At 68.8% G+C, this 20738-nt stretch carries 16 protein-coding genes; 1 reads left to right on the plus strand and 15 read right to left on the minus strand.

Annotation, left to right across the window (positions count from 1 at the left end):
• Positions 1 to 15 precede the first annotated feature (15 nt).
• The 3 genes from yvcK to uvrC form a co-directional block, all read right to left on the minus strand.
• Complete coding sequence (yvcK, locus tag CW348_RS12540) at positions 16 to 942, minus strand: uridine diphosphate-N-acetylglucosamine-binding protein YvcK (protein WP_038043924.1); 927 nt, start codon at positions 940 to 942, stop codon at positions 16 to 18.
• A 146-nt stretch (positions 943 to 1088) separates the two neighbouring features.
• On the minus strand, positions 1089 to 1973 hold the full coding sequence (gene rapZ / locus CW348_RS12545; protein WP_011292443.1) for an RNase adapter RapZ: 885 nt from the start codon (positions 1971 to 1973) through the stop codon (positions 1089 to 1091).
• A 20-nt stretch (positions 1974 to 1993) separates the two neighbouring features.
• Positions 1994 to 3964, minus strand: coding sequence for an excinuclease ABC subunit UvrC (gene uvrC / locus CW348_RS12550; RefSeq protein WP_011292444.1), 1971 nt, complete (start codon positions 3962 to 3964; stop codon positions 1994 to 1996).
• A gap of 408 nt (positions 3965 to 4372) precedes the next feature.
• Between uvrC and CW348_RS12555 the strand changes: the two genes are divergently transcribed.
• Positions 4373 to 5512: a mechanosensitive ion channel family protein gene (locus tag CW348_RS12555; RefSeq protein WP_016188937.1), complete on the plus strand. Its 1140-nt coding sequence runs from the start codon at positions 4373 to 4375 to the stop codon at positions 5510 to 5512.
• Positions 5513 to 5527: 15 nt separating this feature from the next.
• Here the strand turns inward: CW348_RS12555 and CW348_RS12560 are convergent, their stop codons facing one another.
• The 12 genes from CW348_RS12560 to CW348_RS12615 form a co-directional block, all read right to left on the minus strand.
• Positions 5528 to 5896: a Rieske (2Fe-2S) protein gene (locus CW348_RS12560; protein WP_016188938.1), complete on the minus strand. Its 369-nt coding sequence runs from the start codon at positions 5894 to 5896 to the stop codon at positions 5528 to 5530.
• 379 nt (positions 5897 to 6275) lie between these two features.
• Positions 6276 to 9113, minus strand: a complete 2838-nt coding sequence (gene uvrA / locus CW348_RS12565) for an excinuclease ABC subunit UvrA (protein ID WP_011292447.1) — start codon at positions 9111 to 9113, stop codon at positions 6276 to 6278.
• A 280-nt stretch (positions 9114 to 9393) separates the two neighbouring features.
• Entirely contained in the window at positions 9394 to 10407 is a 1014-nt protein-coding gene (locus CW348_RS12570; protein WP_011292448.1) for a TerC family protein, read from the minus strand.
• A 296-nt stretch (positions 10408 to 10703) separates the two neighbouring features.
• Positions 10704 to 11801: a glycosyltransferase family 4 protein gene (locus CW348_RS12575; protein WP_011292449.1), complete on the minus strand. Its 1098-nt coding sequence runs from the start codon at positions 11799 to 11801 to the stop codon at positions 10704 to 10706.
• Positions 11798 to 13417: a murein biosynthesis integral membrane protein MurJ gene (gene murJ / locus CW348_RS12580; protein ID WP_287463837.1), complete on the minus strand. Its 1620-nt coding sequence runs from the start codon at positions 13415 to 13417 to the stop codon at positions 11798 to 11800. The genes CW348_RS12575 and murJ overlap by 4 nt, the downstream gene beginning before the upstream one ends.
• Before the next feature lie 83 nt (positions 13418 to 13500).
• Entirely contained in the window at positions 13501 to 14424 is a 924-nt protein-coding gene (locus CW348_RS12585) for a hypothetical protein (protein WP_011292451.1), read from the minus strand.
• Between the two features lie 12 nt (positions 14425 to 14436).
• Positions 14437 to 15453, minus strand: a complete 1017-nt coding sequence (locus tag CW348_RS12590; protein ID WP_011292452.1) for a copper transporter — start codon at positions 15451 to 15453, stop codon at positions 14437 to 14439.
• On the minus strand, positions 15450 to 16655 hold the full coding sequence (gene steA / locus CW348_RS12595) for a putative cytokinetic ring protein SteA (protein ID WP_173668252.1): 1206 nt from the start codon (positions 16653 to 16655) through the stop codon (positions 15450 to 15452). The genes CW348_RS12590 and steA overlap by 4 nt, the downstream gene beginning before the upstream one ends.
• A gap of 138 nt (positions 16656 to 16793) precedes the next feature.
• A complete protein-coding gene (gene recN, locus CW348_RS12600) occupies positions 16794 to 18497 on the minus strand; it encodes a DNA repair protein RecN (protein ID WP_016188942.1) in 1704 nt (567 codons plus the stop codon).
• Between the two features lie 66 nt (positions 18498 to 18563).
• Complete coding sequence (locus CW348_RS12605) at positions 18564 to 19544, minus strand: NAD kinase (RefSeq protein ID WP_011292456.1); 981 nt, start codon at positions 19542 to 19544, stop codon at positions 18564 to 18566.
• Positions 19545 to 19659: 115 nt separating this feature from the next.
• Complete coding sequence (locus CW348_RS12610) at positions 19660 to 20460, minus strand: TlyA family RNA methyltransferase (RefSeq protein ID WP_011292457.1); 801 nt, start codon at positions 20458 to 20460, stop codon at positions 19660 to 19662.
• A 103-nt stretch (positions 20461 to 20563) separates the two neighbouring features.
• Complete coding sequence (locus CW348_RS12615) at positions 20564 to 20737, minus strand: hypothetical protein (protein WP_011292458.1); 174 nt, start codon at positions 20735 to 20737, stop codon at positions 20564 to 20566.
• Position 20738: the final 1 nt, after the last annotated feature.

Here is a 20738-nt window from a genome sequence, read left to right on the forward strand (position 1 = left end):
TGCGATCAAACCCGCTTAGCTGGCGAAGATCTGATCGAACGCCGCTGCGAACCGATCCGGATCATGCCGCGGTGAGCCGTCGTCGACCGCCAGGTCGGCCACCACCAGCCGGGCGCCCAGTTCCGCGGAGACCTGCTCCAGCCGCACCGTGTCCTCCACCCCTTTGCGGTCCGCCAGCACCACGTCCACCCGCAAGTCAGGGGCGTGGTCGGCAAGCACCTCCAGGTAGGTGTGCGCGGCAAACCCGTCCGTCTCTCCCCGTTGCGGAGACAAGTTGAGCGCCACAAGGCGCCGGGCCTTCGTCGTCACCAGCGCCCGCGCCAAATCCGGCACGAGCAGGTGCGGAAGCACGCTGGTGAACCACGACCCCGGACCGAACACCACCCAGTCGGCCTCGTGCACAGCCCGGATCACCTGGCTCGGCACCGGCGGCCGCTCCGGAATCAGCGAAATCGACCGCACTCGTCCCCGAGTACTGGCACAGGCCACCTGCCCGCGCACCGTCACCACCTCGTCCGGGCGCTCCGGGTCGGCGCCCTCCACTTCGGCGACGATGTCCAACGGCACCGACGACATGGGCAGCACCCGGCCGTGCGCGCCCAGCAACTGGCCCACCCAGTCCAAGGCGGCCACCGAGTCACCCAACAGTTCCCACAGCGCGACGATGAGCAGGTTGCCTACCGCGTGGCCGTGCAGTTCACCCTCGGATCGGAACCGGTGCTGCACGACTTCACTCCAGGTGCTGCCCCACTCGTCGTCACCGCACAGCGCAGCCAGCGCCATCCGCAGGTCCCCGGGAGGCAGCACCCCCAGCTCGCGGCGCAGCCGCCCACTGGACCCCCCGTCGTCAGCAACCGTGACGATCGCGGTGACGTCAGTGGTGACCCGGCGTAACGCGGATAACGACGCGTACAGTCCGTGCCCTCCGCCGAGCGCAACCACGCGCGGCGGTTCGGCAGCGTCGTGCTCACTGTGCGGCTTCTCCCAAGCGTCCTCGTAACCCGCCATCGGTCTACGCGCCCCTCATTCCCTCCCGGCTCCTCCCAGCCCCGGGCACTGTGGAGCGGCCCTCGCCGCCGCGCCGCCGCCTACTCGCGTCCCAGGTCCCGGTGGATGATGTTCACCTCGACTCCTTCGTCACGCAAGCGTGCGGCAAGCTGTTCCGACATGGCGACGCTCCGGTGCTTGCCTCCAGTGCATCCCACCGCAAGCGTCATGTAGTGCTTACCCTCCCGCTGGTATCCGGAGACCAACAGCCGCAGCACTTCGGTATAGGAGTCGAGCATCTCCTTGGCGCCGCGCTGGGCCAGCACATAGTCGCGCACCGGCTCGTCCTGCCCGGTCAGCGGGCGCAGCTCCGGCACCCAGTGCGGGTTGGGCAAGAAGCGGCAGTCCAACACCAGGTCGGCGTCGACCGGAAGTCCGTGCTTGTATCCGAAAGACACCACATTGGCGCGCAGTCGGGTCTCCCGGGCCTTCCCGAAAAACCCCACCATCTTCGCCTTGAGCTGGTGCACGTTGAGCTGGGACGTGTCGACCACCAGGTCAGCCTCGCCGCGGATCGACCGCAGCAGTTCCCGCTCCCGGCTGATCCCGTCGGTCAACCGCCCGTCCCCCTGCAGCGGGTGGGGACGGCGCACACTCTCGAAGCGGCGCACCAGCGTCTCGTCTGACGCCTCCAAAAACACGACGCGGGCCCCGATCCCGCGGCTCCGCAAATCCTCCACGGTGGACAGCAGGTCCTCGGTGAACGCCATGCTGCGCACGTCCACGACCGCGGCGATCTGGGGCACGGCGCCTCGGGTGCGCGCCGCCAGATCAATCATGGTCGGCAGCAGGGCCGGCGGCAGGTTGTCGACGACGAACCAGTCGAGGTCCTCCAGTGCCCGCGCCGCGGTGCTCCGCCCGGCCCCCGACATGCCCGTCACGACGACAATCTCTGGCAGGAGATCGTCTCCTCGACTGGTCGCCACGTGTTCTTCCCCTCGTAGTCTCACTCGTCTGCCTTGCTGTTCTCCGGTTGTGTCCGCTGTCCGCCCTCCACGCTCGTGAGCCGCTCGTAGATAGTCTGCGCGGTCCGCTCCCCGATCCCCGGCACCTCAGCGATCTCCGCGGCCGTGGCCTGCGCCAGCCGCCGCACCGACCCGAAATGCTTCAGCAGAGCGGCGCGGCGGACCGGCCCCAGCCCGGGGATGTCATCCAGCACGCTGGCTGTCAGCGCCTTCGCTCTCTTGCGTCGATGGTAGGAGATCGCAAACCGGTGCGCCTCGTCTCGCACACGCTGCAGCAGGTAGAGCCCCTCACTCGTCCGCGGCAGGATGATCGGGTCCTCTTCCCCGGGCAACCACACTTCCTCCAAGCGTTTCGCCAGCCCGCAGACCGCCACATCCTCGATCCCCAGATCGTCCAAGGCCCGCTGGGCAGCCGCGACCTGCGGACGGCCGCCGTCCACGACGACGAGGTTAGGGGGATAGGCGAAACGGGGGGCCTTCCGCTCCGCCCCCTGCGGCGCACCGCTCTCCCCCAGCGTGTCCAGTTCGCCGACACGCTGGCTCTCCTCCAGGTAACGGGTGAACCGCCGGCTGATGACCTCGTACATCGCGGCCACGTCACTGTCCGCGCCTTCCGCCCCGCGGATACTGAACCGCCGGTACTCGGACTTGCGGGCCAGACCGTCTTCGAACACCACCATGGACGCCACAGTGTGCTCCCCCTGCAGGGTGGAGATGTCGAAGCATTCGATGCGCAGCGGCGCCTCCGCCAGACCGAGCGCCTCCGCGATCTCCGCCAGGGCTTTGGACCGGGTCGTCAAGTCGGAAGCGCGCTGGCTCTTGTGGCGGGCCAGGGTCTGCTCCGCGTTTTTGAGCACGGTCTCCATGAGGGCCCGTTTGTCGCCGCGCTGGGGGACCCGCACATCCACGGCCGCGCCGCGCCGCTTCGACAGCCAGGCGACGACCGCGTCCCGGTCGGCGGGCTCGGCCGACACCAGCACTTCGCGGGGAATCGCCGTGGTGGACTCCTCATCGTCGGCACCCCCGTACGTCTGGGCCAGGAACTGCTCGACGAGTTTCCCCGTGGAGACGTCCTCGACTTTGTCCACCACCCAGCCGCGCTCCCCGCGGATCCGGCCGCCGCGCACGTAGAACACTTGGACCGCGGCTTCCAACTGGTCCTCGGCGATCGCGATCACGTCGCAGTCGGTGCTGTCCCCGAGCACCACCGCCTGCTTCTCCATGACCGTGCGCAGCGCCTGGATATCGTCACGGATCCGGGCGGCACGCTCGTACTCCTGCGCGGCCGCCGCCTGTTTCATCTCGGCTTCCAACTGCCGCAGGAACCGGCCGGTCTCCCCTGCCATGAAAGCGCAGAAATCCTCGGCGAGCGCCCGGTACTCCTCCACGCCGATCCGCCCCACGCACGGGGCAGAGCACTTGTCGATATAGCCCAGCAGGCAAGGGCGGCCACTGGACCGAGCGCGTTTGAACACCCCAGCCGAGCAGGTGCGCACCGGGAACACGCGGAGCAGCAGGTCGACGGTGTCGCGGATCGCCCACGCATAGGAGTAGGGCCCGAAGTAGCGCACCCCGCGGCGGCGGGCCCCGCGCATCACCTGCACCCGGGGGAACTCTTCGTTGAGGGTCACCGCCAAGTAGGGGTAGCTTTTGTCGTCGCGGTAGCGGACATTGAACCGCGGAGAGTACTCCTTGATCCAGGAATACTCCAGTTGCAGGGCCTCCACCTCGGTGTTCACCACCGTCCAGTCGACGTCGGCGGCGGTGGAGATCATGGTCTGGGTGCGGGGGTGCAGCGCGCTGAAATCCTGGAAGTACGAGGACAGGCGGGCCCGCAGGTTCTTCGCCTTGCCGACGTAGATCACACGGCCGTGCTCGTCCCGGAAACGGTAGACCCCCGGATCGGTGGGGATCGATCCGGGCTTCGGACGCAAAGTCGGGCGGACGGTCATCGGGTTTCCCTCATCAGTGCTCCCCGCCCCAGGCGGGGGTGGACTCCGGGAAGCGGAACAGGCCCCGCGGACGCAGCGTCCTGGAGCCTCCCCTCCCATTCTTTAGTGCGTACTCCCAGACATACCGTTGGCCGCACCCCAGCGGTCAGCGGTATCGCCGGAAGCCCCAGGGGACAGGGCGCGACGCCCCGGGCTCCGCGTGGAGACAACGTCAAGGCTCCCGGGCAGGGTTCCCCGCGGCAGACCCTACGCGCTGGAATGCCGATCCTCTGGGAGGACACTCCGCGGTGTCACGGCTCACCCTAGGAACGGTCACAGATCGGCATAGGGATGTTCTAGGTTGTCCCTGTCTGCGTTGTATCCCTTTTCTTTTTCTTCTCAACGTCGCACAAGGGGGCCCCTCCAGTGATGTCACTCGGCAACTGGGTTGCAGTAGGCATCGCCGTCGCCATCTCCGTGTTCCTGGTCACGGTGCTGCACTGGTTACTGACCCACCAGCTCTCCAGAGTGTGGGCCATGGCCGAGCACCTGGTGCGACGCTGCCGATACTCCGCGTACGCGGCGGCTATCGTCATCGGGATCAACCTGGCGATCCCCGACGCGCGAGGGTTTGAGAACCCCAAGTTCTGGTATCCGATCTTCCAGCACGGCATGCGCATCGCGATGATCGCGTCGCTGACGTGGCTGGGGCTGACCATGGCCTACGCGGTCACCGACATGATCCTGGCGCGCCTGTCGGCGCGCAACGGCGACGCTGACCGCCGCTCCCGCCGCCTGCAGACCCAGGTGCGGCTCCTGCGGCGGGTGGTGGCCACCGTGCTGGGCCTGCTCGCCGTCGCAGCGATCCTGTTCACCTTCCCCGCGGTCGCCGCACTCGGTGCCGGTATTCTGGCGTCCGCCGGTCTGATCGGCATCATCGCCGGTGTGGCCGCTCAGGCCACGCTGGGCAACATGTTCGCCGGACTGCAACTGGCCTTCAGCGACTCGCTGCGCATCAACGACGTGGTCGTTGTAGAAGGCGAATGGGGCCGGGTCGAAGAACTGACGCTCACCAACGTGACCGTGCGCATCTGGGACGAGCGCCGACTGATCTTCCCCGTGTCCTACTTCACCACGCAACCCTTCGAAAACTGGACCAAGCACGGCAGCAACATCACGGGCGTGGTGATGTTCCGAGTCGACTGGGAGGTCCCAGTGGACCGGCTCCGCGCCGAAGTGGAGTCGTTTGTGACCAACCACCCCCAGTGGGACGGTCGCAGTTGGTCGCTCGACGTCACCGACATCCTCGACTCGGGTCTGGTGGAGCTCCGCGCCACAGTGACCGCCGCCGACTCCAGCGCCCGGTGGACCCTCATGGTGCAGTTGCGTGAGCACATGCTCACCTACATCCGGGAGAACTTCCCTGAAGCCCTTCCGCGCAACCGCACCCAATTCACGGGCATGGACGGCGAAGACCAGCGTTACCCCGCGGTGGTGCCCACTGGAGCGCCCCGCCAGCCTTCCGCCGCCCCCGCCCCGGACGACACTGCACGCACCAAGACCGACTAAGCCTGGCTGTTCCGCTCAGACCAGGATGATGTCGGTCCCCTCCACCTTCACTTCGAACTGCTCCAAGGGGTCGACGGCCGGCCCCTGGAGCACCTCACCGTCGAGCCCGAACTTGCTGTGGTGGCACAGGCAGAGGATCTCCGTGGTGACTTCCTGGACCGTACAGCCCCCGTGGGTGCACGAAGCACTGAACGCGAGGAACGTGCCTGGTTCAGGCTGGGTGATCACCAGCTTGGCGTCCATCAGCAGCAGCCCGCCGCCTTCGGGGACGTCCGTGGTCTGCGCCACTACAGTGCCGCGCAGCGCATCCTGCGGCTTCGGCGTGGTCCCGCAGCCGGTCGCGGTGAGCGCCACCGCTCCCGCAGCGCCCGTCCCCGCCAGCATTGCGCGACGGCTGATCCGGCAAACACGCGGTGACGGCTCCGTTGTCATCTCCAAGCTCCCTGAAATGGTCGAACAGATCTACTACGCAATGTAGTACGGATCTGAGAGTAGACCGGCACGGGGTCCCGCAGCTCCCCACCGCCTCCCCCGGCACCGGCCCCGGCCGCGCCGGAGGGCTCTGCCGCACGCCCAGCTGAGCAGCCGCGCCACGACGGGGACCAACCCCACCATAATGGTCCGACCCCACCCTCGAGGCATCGCCCCACGCCACGAACGGAGACGCCCACCCCACGGGCCCCGCCGCGCCCCGCGCGCCCTGTCGCGCGTGCCCGCATTCCCGAGGCAGGGCGCCACACCGCCCCGGCCCGCCGGCTGCCGGTCAGCGGAGAATCGCGCGGAGGAAGTGGCCGGTGTGGCTCTCCGGATGCTGGGCAACCTCTTCCGGGGTTCCTGTCACCACCACCGTGCCGCCGCGCGACCCGCCTTCCGGCCCCATGTCAATGAGGTAGTCGGCGGTCTTGATGACGTCGAGGTTGTGCTCGATCACGATGACGGTGTTGCCCGCATCCACGAGCCGTCCCAGCACGTTCAACAGTTTCTCGATGTCAGCGAAGTGCAGTCCCGTGGTCGGTTCGTCCAGGATGTACACGGTGCGCCCGGTAGAGCGGCGCTGCAGCTCGGTGGCGAGCTTCACCCGCTGGGCCTCCCCGCCCGACAGGGTGGTGGCAGGCTGTCCGAGCCGCACATAGCCCAACCCCACGTCGTGCAAGGTCTGCAAGTGGCGGCGGATCGCGCTGATCGACTCGAAGAACTCCAGCGCCTCAGTGATCGGCATATCCAGCACGTCCGCGATGTTCTTGCCCTTGTAGTGCACGTCGAGCGTCTCGCGGTTGTACCGGGCGCCGTGGCAGACCTCGCACGGCACGTAGACGTCCGGGAGGAACTGCATTTCGATCTTGATCGTGCCGTCGCCCGCGCACGCTTCGCAGCGGCCCCCCTTGACGTTGAAGGAGAACCGGCCCGGCTGGTAGCCGCGGACCTTCGCTTCTGTCGTCTGCGCGAACAGTTTGCGGATGTGGTCGAACACCCCGGTGTAGGTTGCCGGGTTCGACCGCGGGGTCCGGCCGATCGGGCTCTGATCGACGTGGACGACCTTGTCCACCAGGTGCACCCCGTTGATCCGCGTGTGCCGCCCGGGCACGTCGCGCGCCCCGTGCAGCTCCTTGGCCAGCGCCTTGTACAGGATCTCGTTGACCAGGGTGGACTTGCCCGACCCGGACACCCCGGTGACGGCAGTGAACACCCCCAGCGGGAACGCGACGTCGATATCGCGCAGATTGTTCTCGCGGGCGCCTTTGACGACGAGCTGCCGCTTGGGATCGCGGGGCCGCCGCTTCTCAGGCACCGGGATCGTCCGCCGCCCCGACAGGTACTGTCCCGTGATCGACTCGGGGTGCTCCAGCAGTTCCTTCACGGTCCCGGACACGACGACCTGGCCGCCGTGCTCCCCGGCGCCCGGGCCGATGTCGACCACCCAGTCCGCGACGCGGATCGTGTCCTCGTCGTGCTCGACGACGATGAGCGTGTTGCCGAGGTCCCGCAGCCGCTGCAACGTCTCCAACAGCCGGAAGTTGTCCCGCTGGTGCAGTCCGATCGACGGCTCGTCGAGGACGTAGAGCACCCCGACCAGCCCGGAGCCGATCTGGGTGGCCAGCCGGATCCGCTGGGCCTCCCCACCAGACAGGGTGGCTGCGGCCCGGCTGAGGGTGAGATAGTCCAGGCCCACGTCGAGAAGGAAGCCGAGCCGGGCGTTGATCTCCTTGAGGACTTGGGCGGCGATCGTCCGGTCGCGGTCGGACAGTTCCAGCGACGCGAAGAAGTCCGCGCACTCCCCCAGCGGCATCGCGCTGACCTCGGCGATGGACTTGCCGCCGACGGTCACCGCGAGGGCTTCCGGTTTGAGCCTGCTGCCCTGGCATGCGGGGCACGGCACGACCCGCATGTAGCCTTCAAGCCGCTCCCGCACGAGCTCGCTGTCGCTCTCCGCGTGGCGGCGGCGGATCCAGTTGACGACTCCCTCGAAATCGGTGTAGTAGGCGCGCCGCCGCCCGTACCGGTTGCGGTAGCTGACGTGGACCTGGGTGTCGTAACCGGTGAGCAGGGCCTGGCGTGCTTTGCGCGGCAGCTTCTCCCACGGGGTGTCCAAGTCGAACCCCATGGCCTCACCCAACGCCTGCATGAGGCGGAGGAAGTAGTCGCTGGGGCTGCCGCTGCTCCACGGAGCGATCGCGCCTTCAGCAAGGGTCTTCGTGGGGTCGGGGACGACCAGTTCCGCGTCGACCTCCAGTCGGGTGCCCAGCCCGGTGCATTCCGGGCAGGCCCCGTACGGCGAGTTGAAGGAGAAGGACCGCGGCTCAAGCTCTTCGAACGACAGGTCGTCGTAGGGGCAGTACAGGTGCTCAGAGTAGATCCGCTCCCGCCCGGGATCGTCCTCGGGCAGGTCCACGAACTCCACGATGATGGTGCCGCCCGCCAACTGCAGCGCGGTCTCCACCGAGTCGGCCAGCCGTTGACTCGCCGTGGGTTTGACGCTGAGCCGGTCCACCACGACAGCGATGTCGTGAGTCTCGTACCGTTTGAGCTCCGGCGCCTCGTCCAACCGCACGAGCACACCGTCGACCCGCGCCCGGGTGAACCCTTTGGCCTGCAGGCTCTGGAACAGTTCCGTGTACTCGCCTTTCCGCCCCCGCACCACGGGCGCCAGCACTTGGAAACGGGTGCCCTCCGGCAGTTCCAACACCCGGTCCACGATCTGCTGCGGGGTCTGCGGGGCGATCTGGCGGCCGCAGCGGGGACAGTGCGGCTTTCCGATCCGCGCCCACAGCAGCCGCAGGTAGTCGTACACCTCCGTGATGGTGCCGACCGTAGAGCGCGGGTTGCGGCTCGTGGACTTCTGGTCGATGGAAACCGCGGGAGACAGGCCCTCGATGAAGTCGACGGCGGGCTTGTCCATCTGGCCGAGGAACTGGCGGGCGTACGCGGAGAGCGACTCCACGTACCTGCGCTGCCCCTCAGCGAAGATCGTGTCGAAGGCCAGCGACGACTTCCCTGAACCGGACAGCCCGGTAAACACGATCATCGAGTCGCGGGGCAGTTCCAGGGAGACGTTCTTCAAGTTGTGTTCGCGGGCCCCGCGGATCACCAGACGATCGGCCATAGTTCTTCGCGCGTGGCCCCGGGACCGTCCCGGACGCCGGTGCGCTTCATCCTTCCTCGTCGAGGGTGTGCGGTCGGACCACGGCGGTGCGTATCGCGAGACTTCCTGTACTGCCGCGCCCACCGGTACGACAGGGCGCGCTGCCCCGTGCGAGCATGCGGCAGCGCCACCGCCGGAGCTTCGCCCACAGCAACCACGTGGGGTCCGGCCTCATTCCGGCTGGGACCCCATTCTATGGGTACGCCTGTTCGATTTTCGGGTGTCGCGGGAAGCTGCGCGGTCACTCGCGGGGCGTGATATCGCCGGCACGAGCCTGCAACTTCCGCATATCGCTGCGGGACTTGACCACACTCGCGATGACCGTGATGGTCATCACGCCGAGGATGACGCCCAGCGACAGGCTGGTACCGACCTCGGGGACGTCGACCCCGTTCTCGTGGAGGGCATGCAAGAGCATCTTGATGCCGATGAACACCATGATCGCGGCGAGGCCCCAGCTGATGTAGGCCAGCCGGTCCATCAACCCGGCCAGCAGGAAGTACAGGACCCGCAGCCCGAGCAGCGCGAAAGCGTTCGCGGTGAACACCAGGTAGGCGTCCTGGGTGAGCCCGAAGATCGCTGGGATCGAGTCGACCGCGAAGATCAGGTCGGTGACACCGACCGCGACGATCACCATGAACATCGGGGTGATGTGACGGCGTCCGTCGAGTTTCACGGTCAGCCGGGGGCCGTGGTAGCTGTCGGTTACCGGCCACACCTTGCGGAGCATGCGCACCGCGAAACTGTCGGTGTAGTTGGTCTCCTCTTCCTCCGAGCCTGCGACGTTGTCCCGGACGATCTTGATCGCCGTGTAGATGAGGAACGCGCCGAACAGGTAGAAGACTTCGCTCCACGCGTTGACCGCTTGCGCCCCGACCGCGATGAACACGCCGCGCATGACCAGCGCCAGCATGATGCCGACCAGCAGCACCTCATGCTGGTACTTCTTGGGCACCGCGAAAGAGGTGAGGATCAGGTAGAAGACGAAGAGGTTGTCGACGCTCAGGCTCTTCTCGGTGACATAGCCGGCGAAGTACTCACCGGCCTTCTCCCACCCGGCGAAATACCAGATGCCGATCCCGAAGACGATGGCGAGCGCGATGTAGAAGGCCGACCACCACGAGGCCTCTTTGAGCGAGAACTCCTTCGGCTCGCGCTTCTTACTCCATGGGCGATCGACGATAGCGAGGTCGACGACCAGGATCACGGCGATGCCGACGATAGTTGCCAGCCAGACCCACCAGGGTGCGTCCATGTCAGGGATCCTCTTCTCCGGTTACGGTGGCCGCCTCGAAAAGCGAGCACGACAAGAACCGGAGGTCTCTCCCATCCACGAACACCATGGTGTGGACCGACGGACCGGGAACGCCCCGTTGCGTTCCGTGGTGACGGCACCGTCGCGAAGGGATACTCCCCTACCGAACTGCAGAAAGCACGAAGCCGAAAAAATTTCAGCTCGTGTTCAGCATCGGGGTCTATCATGCCATCGCTGCGGAGTGCGGAGAACCACCGTCCCCGATATTTTTCTCCTCCTCGACAGTGAGCCAGGCCTCACCGTGTGCGTGCCCGGTCCACGAGTTCCGCATAGTAGCTGATGACCTGCGCACAGTCAGAACCAGGCGGGGGAAGCACGGCTGCTGCGGCCCGGGAACGCAGCCGCATGCGTGCCGCCCGCGCCTCATCGTCCAACACCTGGACTACCCCGTCAGCCAACGCATCCGCATCCCCCACGGGAACCAGCACCGCAGCGTCTCCCACCAAGTCCGCGACCCCTCCCGCGTCCGTGGCCACCACAGGCACCCCGGCACGCAGCGCCTCCTGCACCACCAGCGGCTGCCCCTCCCACATGCTGGACAGGACGAACACGTCGGCCGCGGCAAGCAGGTCAGCGACGTCGTCGCGGTTGCCGAGCAGCCGCACGGGGAGGTTCTCGGCGGTGATCCGCGCCGTAAGCGACTCCCGCAGCGGCCCCTCGCCAGCGACGACCACCAGCGGGGACGGGGTGCGCCGCGCCCACGCGCGCGCCGCATCCAGCAGCACCGGCAGTCCTTTCTGCTCGGCCAGCCGGGCCACGGTCACCAGCAAAGGCTGCCCGGGCTCAACCCCGAGCTCGGCCCGGATCTGCTCCGGGTCCCGTCCCGAAGGGGCAGCGGGCGGGGCAGGGACGAGGGCGCGCGCCACACGCCGCGCCCCCCGCGTCCGAGCCCGCTCCACCAAGTCGCTGGACACGCCCAGCACCAGGTCGGCGCGGCACACCAGGATCTGTTCGAGGAGGCCGAACAGCCACGCCCCGCCCCCGGCTGGGGGAGCGTTGTGCATGGTGACCACGAGCGGCGCAGCCGCACCGCTCAACGCCACCAGCGCCCCGGCCCGCGCCCCGTGCGCGTGGACCACGTCGGCCCCGGCGAGCAGAGCGTTCAACCGCAGCAGCGCGGCAAGGTCACGGAACGGCCGCGGCCGGTCAGCGACCTCCAACGGCGCGAACCGCGCCCCTGTCCCCGTGAAGTCGAACCGCTGCTCGGTCGCTTCCGGCCCCACCACCGCGACCCGGTGGCCCTGGGCCACAAGTCCGCGGCTCAGCGACCGCACATGGCTGCCCACTCCCCCGCTGCTCGTCGCTAACACCAAGGCAATCCGCAACCCGTTCACCCCGTTGTCCTTTCCGTGGTGTCTGTCGCGCCCATACGGCGGGTCAGCACCGCGTGCAGCGCGGCGGCGTCGACCGCTGCCACCGCCGCCCCGTAGCCCAACACCGCGGCGAACGCCGCCAGCAGAGCCGCAACCATGGCGGCCCCCGGGGACCCGGCAGGCAGCAGCGCGGAGACCCCCGCCCCGCACCCGTAGCCCACAACCGTGCCGAGCAGGCACGCTGCAGCGGTACGCCCCAGGGAAGCGAACGCTGTCCGCCCTCTGACCCGCCACACCGCTCCGCCGAGCAGCACCACCCCCACCCCCAATCCCAGGGACGTGCCCGCCCCCAGTGCGGCCACAGTCTGCTCTGGCGGGCACACCGCCACCGCGGTCGCGGACGCGCCCGCCGCCACCGTCCAGCCCACCACCTGGGCTGCGGCGGCGAGCCGTCCACGGTGCACGGCATACAAGGCCCGGCTGAGCAGTGCCATGCCCCCGAAAGCAACCACCCCGGGCGCATACGCGAGCAGCGCCTGCTGCAGTGCTTCCGCCTGGTCGTCTGCGAACAGCCGGGCCAGGGGGGCGGCGGCCGCCGCCAAAGCCACGGCTGAGCCGCTCACCGCGATCAGGCAGGCGCGCATCCCTACCGCAAGCACCCGGTCGTATCCGGCGTGGTCCTGCTGGCCGTGGTATTCCGCTAAAGCAGTGAACGCGCTCGTGGCGATAGGCACCGCGATCACGCCGTAGGGCAGGGTGAACAGGGCCCACGCGTAGCTGTACAGCACCCCGGTCCCCCCACCGCCGCCGTGGTTGGCGAGCCACATCGACACCAGCAGGGTCGCCTGCATGGCCACCAGCGGCACCAGGGCCGACACCGCGAGCGCGCGGGCCCGCGCCCCCACCCCCGGGGGAAAAGACAGGGTCGGCCGCAGCCCTAACCGCATCCGCAGCACCGGTATGAGCGCGGTCAGGCACAGCGCAGCCACCCCGGCAGTCGTGCCCACGGACAGCACGAGCTCCGCTGCGGCAGGCACGGCTCGGACGTCGGTGCTTCCCGCGCTCAACGGCACGTAGGCCAGGTACGCGCCGGCCACGACGAGGCTGGAGATCAGCGGCGCCAGCGCGGGGGCGAGGAAGCGCCGGTGCGCCTGCAAAACCCCGTACAGCACGGCGGCAAGCCCGTAGAACAGCACCTGCGGCGCGAACACCGCGAGGAATCGGGAGGCAAGGGCCAGCAGGTCAGCGGTGGAGCAGCCGCGGGTGCCGGCGAGGAGCACCGCCATCACCGACTCTGCGGCTGCGGCGAGGAGCAGGCTCAGCGGCACGGCCACGACCACCACCCAGGTGATGAGCGCCGAGGCGGTGCGTTGGACATAACCGGTATCGCCGCGGCGGGCCGCGTCGGCCAGCACCGGCACGACCATTCCCGACAGGGCACCGCCGATGACGATCTCGTAGAGCACCGTGGGGACCTGGTTGGCGGTCACGTAGGCGGTGCCCAGGCAGTTCTCCCCGACCGTGTGGGCGAAGACCACGGTGCGGCCGAATCCGGCGGCGCGCGCGACCACGGTGACGACACTGATGAGGATCGCGGCTCCCGCCACGGAAATTCCCGCTCGCCGTTCCCGGACCACCGCCGGTCCGCTCCCCTCCGTTAATTCCTCGCGCCGCTGCCGGACCGTCCGCTTCCCGCGGGCCAGGCCCTGTTCCGTCCCGATCAACCGGGTTGCGTAACCGGCGCGGGAAGCGGGGCGGGACGGCGCCCCCACTCGTCGAGCAGCCGCAGCGGCGGGGTGACCGCGATGACGTGCGTGAAGCTCACGTATTCACTGGCCGCGGTCAGTGCGACCACTCCGGCGAGCAGGCCGAGCCGCGCCCACCGCGGGCAGGAGGCGGCGGCCGCCAAGCCGAGGAGCGCTCCGAGGGCGTTTGCCCCCGCGTCACCGAGCATGGCGCGCTCGCGGAGGTCTTCAGGGAGCAGCGCGCAGGTCGCGCCGAGCAGCGCGGCGGCCACGGGCGCAGCCCCGGGGTGGGCGAGCGCGGAGGACCCTGTCAGGAGCGCCACTTTGGCGGCCCGCCCCGGACGCAGGTCGAACAGGTTGAGCAGGTTGGCGCTTCCCGCAATCAACGCCCCATCGACCAGCGTGTCCACCGCGGTGCGGTTCAAGGTTGCAGCGGCTGCCAGGCCGCTCGCGCCGATCCCCGCGATTTTGACGGCTCCTGTGGTGAGGCGGCCGCGTGCCAGCGCGCCCACGTGCCCGCGGAAACCCCGTGAAGAGCCGGACCCGTACAGGTCGTCGTAGGCGCCGAACACCGCTGCCCCGCCCCCGGCGAGGACGGCTGCCACGCGCAGCGCAGGCCGGATCCCCGGGGTGAGTGCGATCCCCGCGCAGGCGCCGGCTGCCACCGCGGGCCCTTCCAGCAGGGTGACCCGCTCCCCCCGGTAGTTGACACGGTTCCACTTTCCCCGGGGATGAGCGGTGCCCCACCGGTCGGTCAGCACCCGGTACAGGCCGCGGGCCGCAACCGCGCCCACCCCTGCGGCGAGGACCGCCGCGCCGGTGGTGCGCCACGCCGGGGTAAGGGCGTCCCGGAGTCGAGGACGGTTACGGGCCTGGGTGGTGAAGAAACGGAGCAGCATGGTTCGGACTCACTAAGGTTCGTCGTCGACAGCAGAAAGGGCACCGGACGGGGTGGGAGTCGGTTCCGGCCGCGGGGTGGGGAGGACTTCCGGCAGGAAACCGTCGGCCTGCGCGCCAATGCCGTAGTGGCCGGGGCGGCCTTCCACCGCTGTCGCCAACGCCAGCACGGTGACGACGTCGCCCGGCGCGGTGCCGGCGATGTCCACGGTGGTGAACCGGGCTTTTTCGGTGCGCGCCTGCCCGATGACACCGTGCGGGTCGGCTGCGTCCGGCGGCCCCGCCAGCACCGTGGCGATCCCGACCTGGTCAAGAGCGCGGGCGAACGCCAGCATGATCGCGTTGGCGGGCGGGGTGGCCGCCGGATCCTCGGCGTCACGCTCGTCAGCGAACGCGAACGGTTCCGCGGGGGCGAGCAGGAGTGCCGCATCCGCCCGGCCCGCGGGTTTGCCGTGCACGGCGAGCAGCCCCGACGTGACGTATCCGGCGAGGACACTGTCCGGGTCGAAGCCGGTGTCGGCACGCTGGTCGTCCTCGAAGGCGAGCAGCGCCTGGGCGAGTTCGGCGCCGGCCTGCTCGTAGGGGTTGTCGTAGGAGACGTTGAGGCCTTCAGCCCACCGGTCGGCGACTTTGGCGACGTGGGTGGCTTCAGCGGGGTCGAGGTAGCGTTCCGTGAGAGTGATACGGCCCACGACCGTGCCCCCGGCGTGCCGCAACTGCTCCACGACTGCGTCGCGCAGCGTAGGGTCCACTCCGTCCGGCTCCACCACGACGATCCGCACGTCGGTGAGCCTGCGGTCGAGCATCACCGTCTCGTAGGCGGCGATGAGCTGCGCGGCACCGGCGTTGAACTGGTCCGCCACATCCTTGTCGGCGCGCAGCCGCTCGCTCTGCAGCCGCAACTGCTCTGTCTCCTCTTTGAGGGTGTGCAGCAGCGGGTCTTGCAGCATCGTGCTGCCCAGCACGATGCCGACAGTGAGTGCCAGGAAGATCGCGACTGTGGAGACCAGGTGGTAGCGGAAGTCGATCACGCGAAAAGCCCCGTGAGCCAGTAGTAGAACGCGTCCCACCGCGCAGCGAGGAAGGTCATGTAGACCTGTCCGGCTGGAGAGCAGTAGGCCGCGACGACGATGGTGAGCAGGCTGGCTGCTACGAGCAGGAGCAGCGTCCACGGCGAGATCCGGCTGCGGTAGAGACGGCTGACGCCTTTAGCGTCGACGAGTTTGCCGCCGACCCGCAGGCGGGTAAGGAACGTGCTGGCCATTCCCGCGCGTCCTTTGTCGAGGAACTCTTCGAGGGTGGCGTGGGTGCCGACCGCAACGATGAGCGCGGCTCCCGCTTCGTCGGCGAGCATCATCGCCACGTCCTCGCTGGTCCCGGTGGCGGGAAACACCACGGCCTCGTAGCCGAGCTCGGTGAGGCGCCGCAATCCGGGCGCCCGCCCGTCCCGGTAGGCGTGGACGACGAGTTCCGCGCCGCAGGCCAAGGCTCGGTCAGAGACCGAGTCGAAGTCACCGACGATGATGTCAGGCCGGTATCCGGCTTCCAGAAGCGCGTCCGCGCCGCCGTCCACTCCGATGATGACCGGGCGGTATTCGCGGATGTAGGGGCGGAGCGCTGCCAGATCCTCCCGGTAGTGGTAGCCGCGCACCACGATCAGCACATGCCGGCCTTCGATCGGCGTGGTGATCTCGGGAACGCCGACGCCTTCCAACAGGAGCGCCCGCTCGCGTTTGAGGTACTCCATCGTGTTGGCGGCGAACGCTTCAAGCTGGACGGCCAGGCCGGCGCGGGCTTCGGCCATGGCGGCTTTGATCGATTCGGCGTCCTGCTCCACCCCCTTGGCCACGACCGTGTCACCGCGCAGCAGGGTGTTGCCCTCCAACCGGAGACGCTCCCCCTCTTCGATCTGCGTGAAGATCTCCGGCCCTACCTCGTCGACGAGGGGGATCCCTGCTTCGACGAGGAGCTGCGGCCCCAGGTTGGGGTAGCGGCCGCTGATACTTTTGGCGGCGTTCACTACCGCGGAGACCCCGCACTCGACGAGAGCCTCAGCACTGACCCGGTCGAGGTCAACGTGGTCGATGATCGCAATATCGCCGGGTTTGAGGCGTTTAGTGAGGTTTTTGGTGCGGCGGTCAGCGCGGACCGGCGCGGTCACGCCGGTCACCCCGTAGGGCTTAGCGCGACGGAGTCTGATCAATCGCGCACTCAGCGCGGTCGGAACCTTCATCGCCCGCATACTGCCACGAAAAGTGAAAACTCAGTGACATAGAGTGCCGCATCGGCGTGTCGACACTTCCGTGGCCCGCCCCGCAGGCGGCAACCTCACCGCGCACAGCCGGAAGCCCTCTTGCGGGCGCCGCCCAACTCAGCCCCGATTCCGTTCCGCCTCCGCAAGCGTGAGAAGCTCCTCCGCGTGCGCTTGGCCGAGCTCGGAATCCTCCATCCCCGCCAACATGCGGGAAAGCTCCCGGACCCGCCCCCCGCGGTCCAACCGGGTCACCCCACTGGACGTGACCATGCCGTCACTGGACTTCTCCACCACCAGGTGCACGTCAGCGAAAGCCGCCACCTGCGGCAGATGAGTGACCACAATGACTTGGGCGCTCCGCGCCAACCGGGCGAGCCGCCGACCGATCTCCACTGCCGCCTTACCACCGACCCCGGCATCCACCTCGTCGAACACAAAAGTCGGCACCGGGTCAGCACCCGCGAAAACCACCTCGATCGCCAGCATGACACGGGACAGCTCCCCACCGGACGCCCCCTTGTGCAACGGCAACGGCGGGGCGCTGGGATGCGGCGCGAGCAACAGCTCCACCTCGTCCCGCCCGTACGGGCCGAACTCTTCACCGGTACGGATCCGCACCGACACCCGGGCGTGCGGCATCGCCAGCGCGGTGAGCTCCTCGGTGACCGCCGCCCCGAACCGCTCCGCGGCCTGGGTACGGATCGCGGTGAGCTTGTCCGCAAGCTCAGTCATCCGCTCCCGCAACTCGGCTTCTTCCGCGGTGAGCTGCTCGATCCGCTCGTCGTCGCCCTCCAGCTCGGTCAACCGCTTACTGGCGTCCTCCGCCCAGGCGAGGATCTCCTCGGCCGTGTCCCCGTACTTGCGGGACAACTGGGCCAGCAGCGCCCGACGCTCCTGGACTGCGGCCAGCCGCGCAGGATCAGCATCCACCGACTCGGCGTACGACGCCAGCTCGGTAGCGGCGTCACTGATCATGTAACTGACCTCATCAAGCCGGTCAGCGAGCGCGGCCAGCGTCGTGTCGTGCTGGCGGACCGCAGCCAACGCCTGCCGCGCCCCCGCCAGCAGCGTGGTGACGTCCACTTCCACGCCGGAAGCAGGATCACCGACCAAAGCCTCGTGCGCGGTGGTCGCAGCCATCCGCAGCGCATCAGCGTGCGCCAGGCGCGTCTCCTCCGCCAACAGCTCCGCCTCTTCCCCAGGACGGAGCTCCGCCGCAGCGATCTCCTCAATCCCGAACCGCAGCAAGTCTGCTTCCTGGGCACGCTCCCGGGCCCGCGTGACCAGCTCCGTCAACTCCGCCGACACCTCCTGGTGCCTGCGGTAGGCAGCCGTGTACGCGCCCAACGTCTTCTGCAGTTCCTCGCCCGCATACCGGTCCAGCGCGGCGCGCTGCCGGTCGGTGCGGAGCAGCCGCTGCTGGTCCGACTGGCCGTGCACCGCCACCAGGTCATCAGCCAAGTACGCCAGCAGGCTCACCGGGGCAGACCGGCCCCCCACCGACGCCCTGGACCGGCCCTCCGCTGACACACTGCGGGAGATGATCAGCACCCCGTCGTCGAGCTCCCCGCCGGCCTCCTCCACCCGCCGGGCGACCTTGCTGCCGGGGTCGACCGTCAACCGTCCTTCCACCACCGCCCGGCTCGCCCCAGGACGCACCCGCTGCGGGTCGGCCCGGCCGCCGAACAGCAGCCCCAGACCCGTGACCACCATCGTCTTGCCCGCACCGGTCTCGCCGGTGACCACGGTGAACCCTGGGGACAGCTCCACCACGGCGTCGTCAATCACGCCGAGACCTTGGATTCGGACTTCTTCGAGCACCGAACTCTCTCCCGTAATCACCACTGCTGCGGCACTGTGCGGTTCACCCGCGTCCGCCCGGACCGCCTATCCGCTGTCGCGTTCCGCCGCCCGTCCCCGCCAACCTGCCACTGGGAGAGCGAACTTCGCGACGAGCCGATTGGTGAACGGTGCCTGCTGCAACCGAGCCAAACGCACCGGTGTCTTCGACCGTGAGATCTCCACCCGCGCTCCAGCGGGCAATTCGACCCTACGACGTCCATCACACCAGAGCACCCCGTCAGTCGTCTCCGGCAGGACCTCCAGTGCGATCACCGCATCCGGGGCGACCACCAGCGGCCTCGCGAACAAAGCGTGCGCGCTCAACGGCACAACCAGCAGCGCCTCCACAGAAGGCCACACAATCGGACCGCCTCCCGAGAACGCGTGCGCGGTCGAACCGGTGGGTGTCGCACACACCACCCCGTCGCACCCCCACCGGGAGAGCGGGCGCCCATCGATCTCCAGCACCACTTCCAGCATGCGGCCCGACTCGACCTTCTCCGCAGTGGCCTCGTTCAACGCCCAGGTGCGCACCGCAGGTGCCGCACTGGTGCGCCCGCCGTTGTAGACCGCCACATCGATGGTCATCCGCTCCTCAACCGAGTAGTCGCGCTCGACCACGCAGCGGACCGTATCCGACAAGTCGTCGCGCTCCGCCTCAGCGAGGAAACCCACGTGCCCGAGGTTGACCCCCAGCAGCGGCGCCCCGGCAGGCCGGGCGAGCTCCGCGGCACGCAACAGGGTGCCGTCCCCGCCCAGCACCATGATGAGCTCGGTTCCCGCGGCAGCGTCCGCCCCCGGTTCCACGACCTCCACCGGCTGCATCCGCGCACCGGTCTTTCTGATCGCCTCGATTTCGGAGGCGAGCATCCGCACCGTCACCCCGGCGCGGGTCAGGCTTTCGTGGACGAGGCGCGCACTGCGCAGGGCGGCGGGACGTCCCGTGTGGGCCAGGAGAAGCACGGTGCGGTTGGTCGTCTCTCCAGCCACGCCGCCGAACCGATCCGTACTTTCGCTGGTCTTCACAGAGGGCCCTCCTCGTCGCCGGGGCTGGCACCGCATCACCGCGACGCCAGTTGATCGCCAAGTGGCCGAGTTACGTTATCCAACCCTGAGTAGCGGGCGGACACGCGGCCTACGGCTATTGCGGTCCCTCCGCGACCGCCCGCTCCAGCTGGCGCTCGTCGAGCGGGGCGGCGCCAGAGCGCAGCCACAGGAAATACTCGACATTACCGGATGGCCCCGGTAGCGGACTGGCAGTGACCCCGCATACCCCTAACCCGAGAGTCCAGGCGTGGGCGGCGACATCCCGCACCGCGGAGGCACGCGCTTCCGGATCGCGGACCACCCCTTTAGCACCGACCCGTTCCCGGCCCACCTCGAACTGCGGTTTGACCAGGAGCACGAAATCGGCGTCGGAGGCGGCGCACGCGAGGAGCGGAGCGAGCACGAGCCGCAGCGAGATGAACGACAGATCAGCGACCACCAGGTCGGGGCGGGGCTCGCCGACCTGGTCGGGGGTGAGCTCGCGGACATTCTGCCGTTCCAGCACCGTCACCCGGGGATCGGACCGCAGCGACCACGCCAACTGTCCGTAGCCCACGTCGACCGCGACCACGTGGGCGGCGCCGCGCCGGAGCAGAACATCGGTGAATCCCCCAGTGGACGCACCCGCATCCAGGCAGCGCCGCCCAGTCACGTCAACCGCGAAAGCGTCGAGCGCCCCGATGAGCTTGTAGGCGCCCCGGGAGACGTACACCGGCTCGTCGTCAGCCTGCTCCACCACGATCGCCTGGTCGACACCCACCTGGGTCGCGGCCTTGGTGGCGAGGGTGCCTGCCACACGGACCCGGCCTGCCGCGATGAGTTCAGCCGCATGGGCCCGGGAACGCGCGTGGCCGCGCCGGACCAGTTCGGCGTCGAGTCGGCTACGTCTAGCCATAGCGGGGTGTACGTCTCCTTCTCACTGTCAGAGCTGTCGTCCCTCCAACCGTACGCTCCCCAACCGGGTGCCCCGCACGGTCTTCCGTACCACGCCCAGCGGGTCAGCGGACCGCGCCCTGGCCGGGCGCATCCAGGACGGACAGCACCGCGGCCAGCTCCTGGTGCACGGTCTCGAACACGGTGACGTGCTCGTGCACGGGAAGGCTGTCCAAGGAGTCCAGCCGGGCCTGCACTTGGTCGATGACGCGTTCCGCGAGCGCTTCTTCGTCAGTCATG

This window comes from Thermobifida sp., assembly GCF_017577275.1.
Taxonomy (GTDB): domain Bacteria; phylum Actinomycetota; class Actinomycetes; order Streptosporangiales; family Streptosporangiaceae; genus Thermobifida; species Thermobifida fusca.

What these genes read in the sequence shown, in the direction of transcription:
- CW348_RS12585 (WP_011292451.1), bottom strand. Translation starts at nt 14,424, where the DNA reads ATGCTGCTCCGTTTCTTCACCACCCAGGCCCGTAACCGTCCTCGACTC.
- uvrC (WP_011292444.1), bottom strand. Translation starts at nt 3,964, where the DNA reads ATGACCGTCCGCCCGACTTTGCGTCCGAAGCCCGGATCGATCCCCACC.
- CW348_RS12555 (WP_016188937.1), top strand. Translation starts at nt 4,373, where the DNA reads ATGTCACTCGGCAACTGGGTTGCAGTAGGCATCGCCGTCGCCATCTCC.
- CW348_RS12610 (WP_011292457.1), bottom strand. Translation starts at nt 20,460, where the DNA reads ATGGCTAGACGTAGCCGACTCGACGCCGAACTGGTCCGGCGCGGCCAC.
- CW348_RS12560 (WP_016188938.1), bottom strand. Translation starts at nt 5,896, where the DNA reads ATGCTGGCGGGGACGGGCGCTGCGGGAGCGGTGGCGCTCACCGCGACC.
- CW348_RS12615 (WP_011292458.1), bottom strand. Translation starts at nt 20,737, where the DNA reads ATGACTGACGAAGAAGCGCTCGCGGAACGCGTCATCGACCAAGTGCAG.
- CW348_RS12570 (WP_011292448.1), bottom strand. Translation starts at nt 10,407, where the DNA reads ATGGACGCACCCTGGTGGGTCTGGCTGGCAACTATCGTCGGCATCGCC.
- steA (WP_173668252.1), bottom strand. Translation starts at nt 16,655, where the DNA reads ATGAAGGTTCCGACCGCGCTGAGTGCGCGATTGATCAGACTCCGTCGC.
- uvrA (WP_011292447.1), bottom strand. Translation starts at nt 9,113, where the DNA reads ATGGCCGATCGTCTGGTGATCCGCGGGGCCCGCGAACACAACTTGAAG.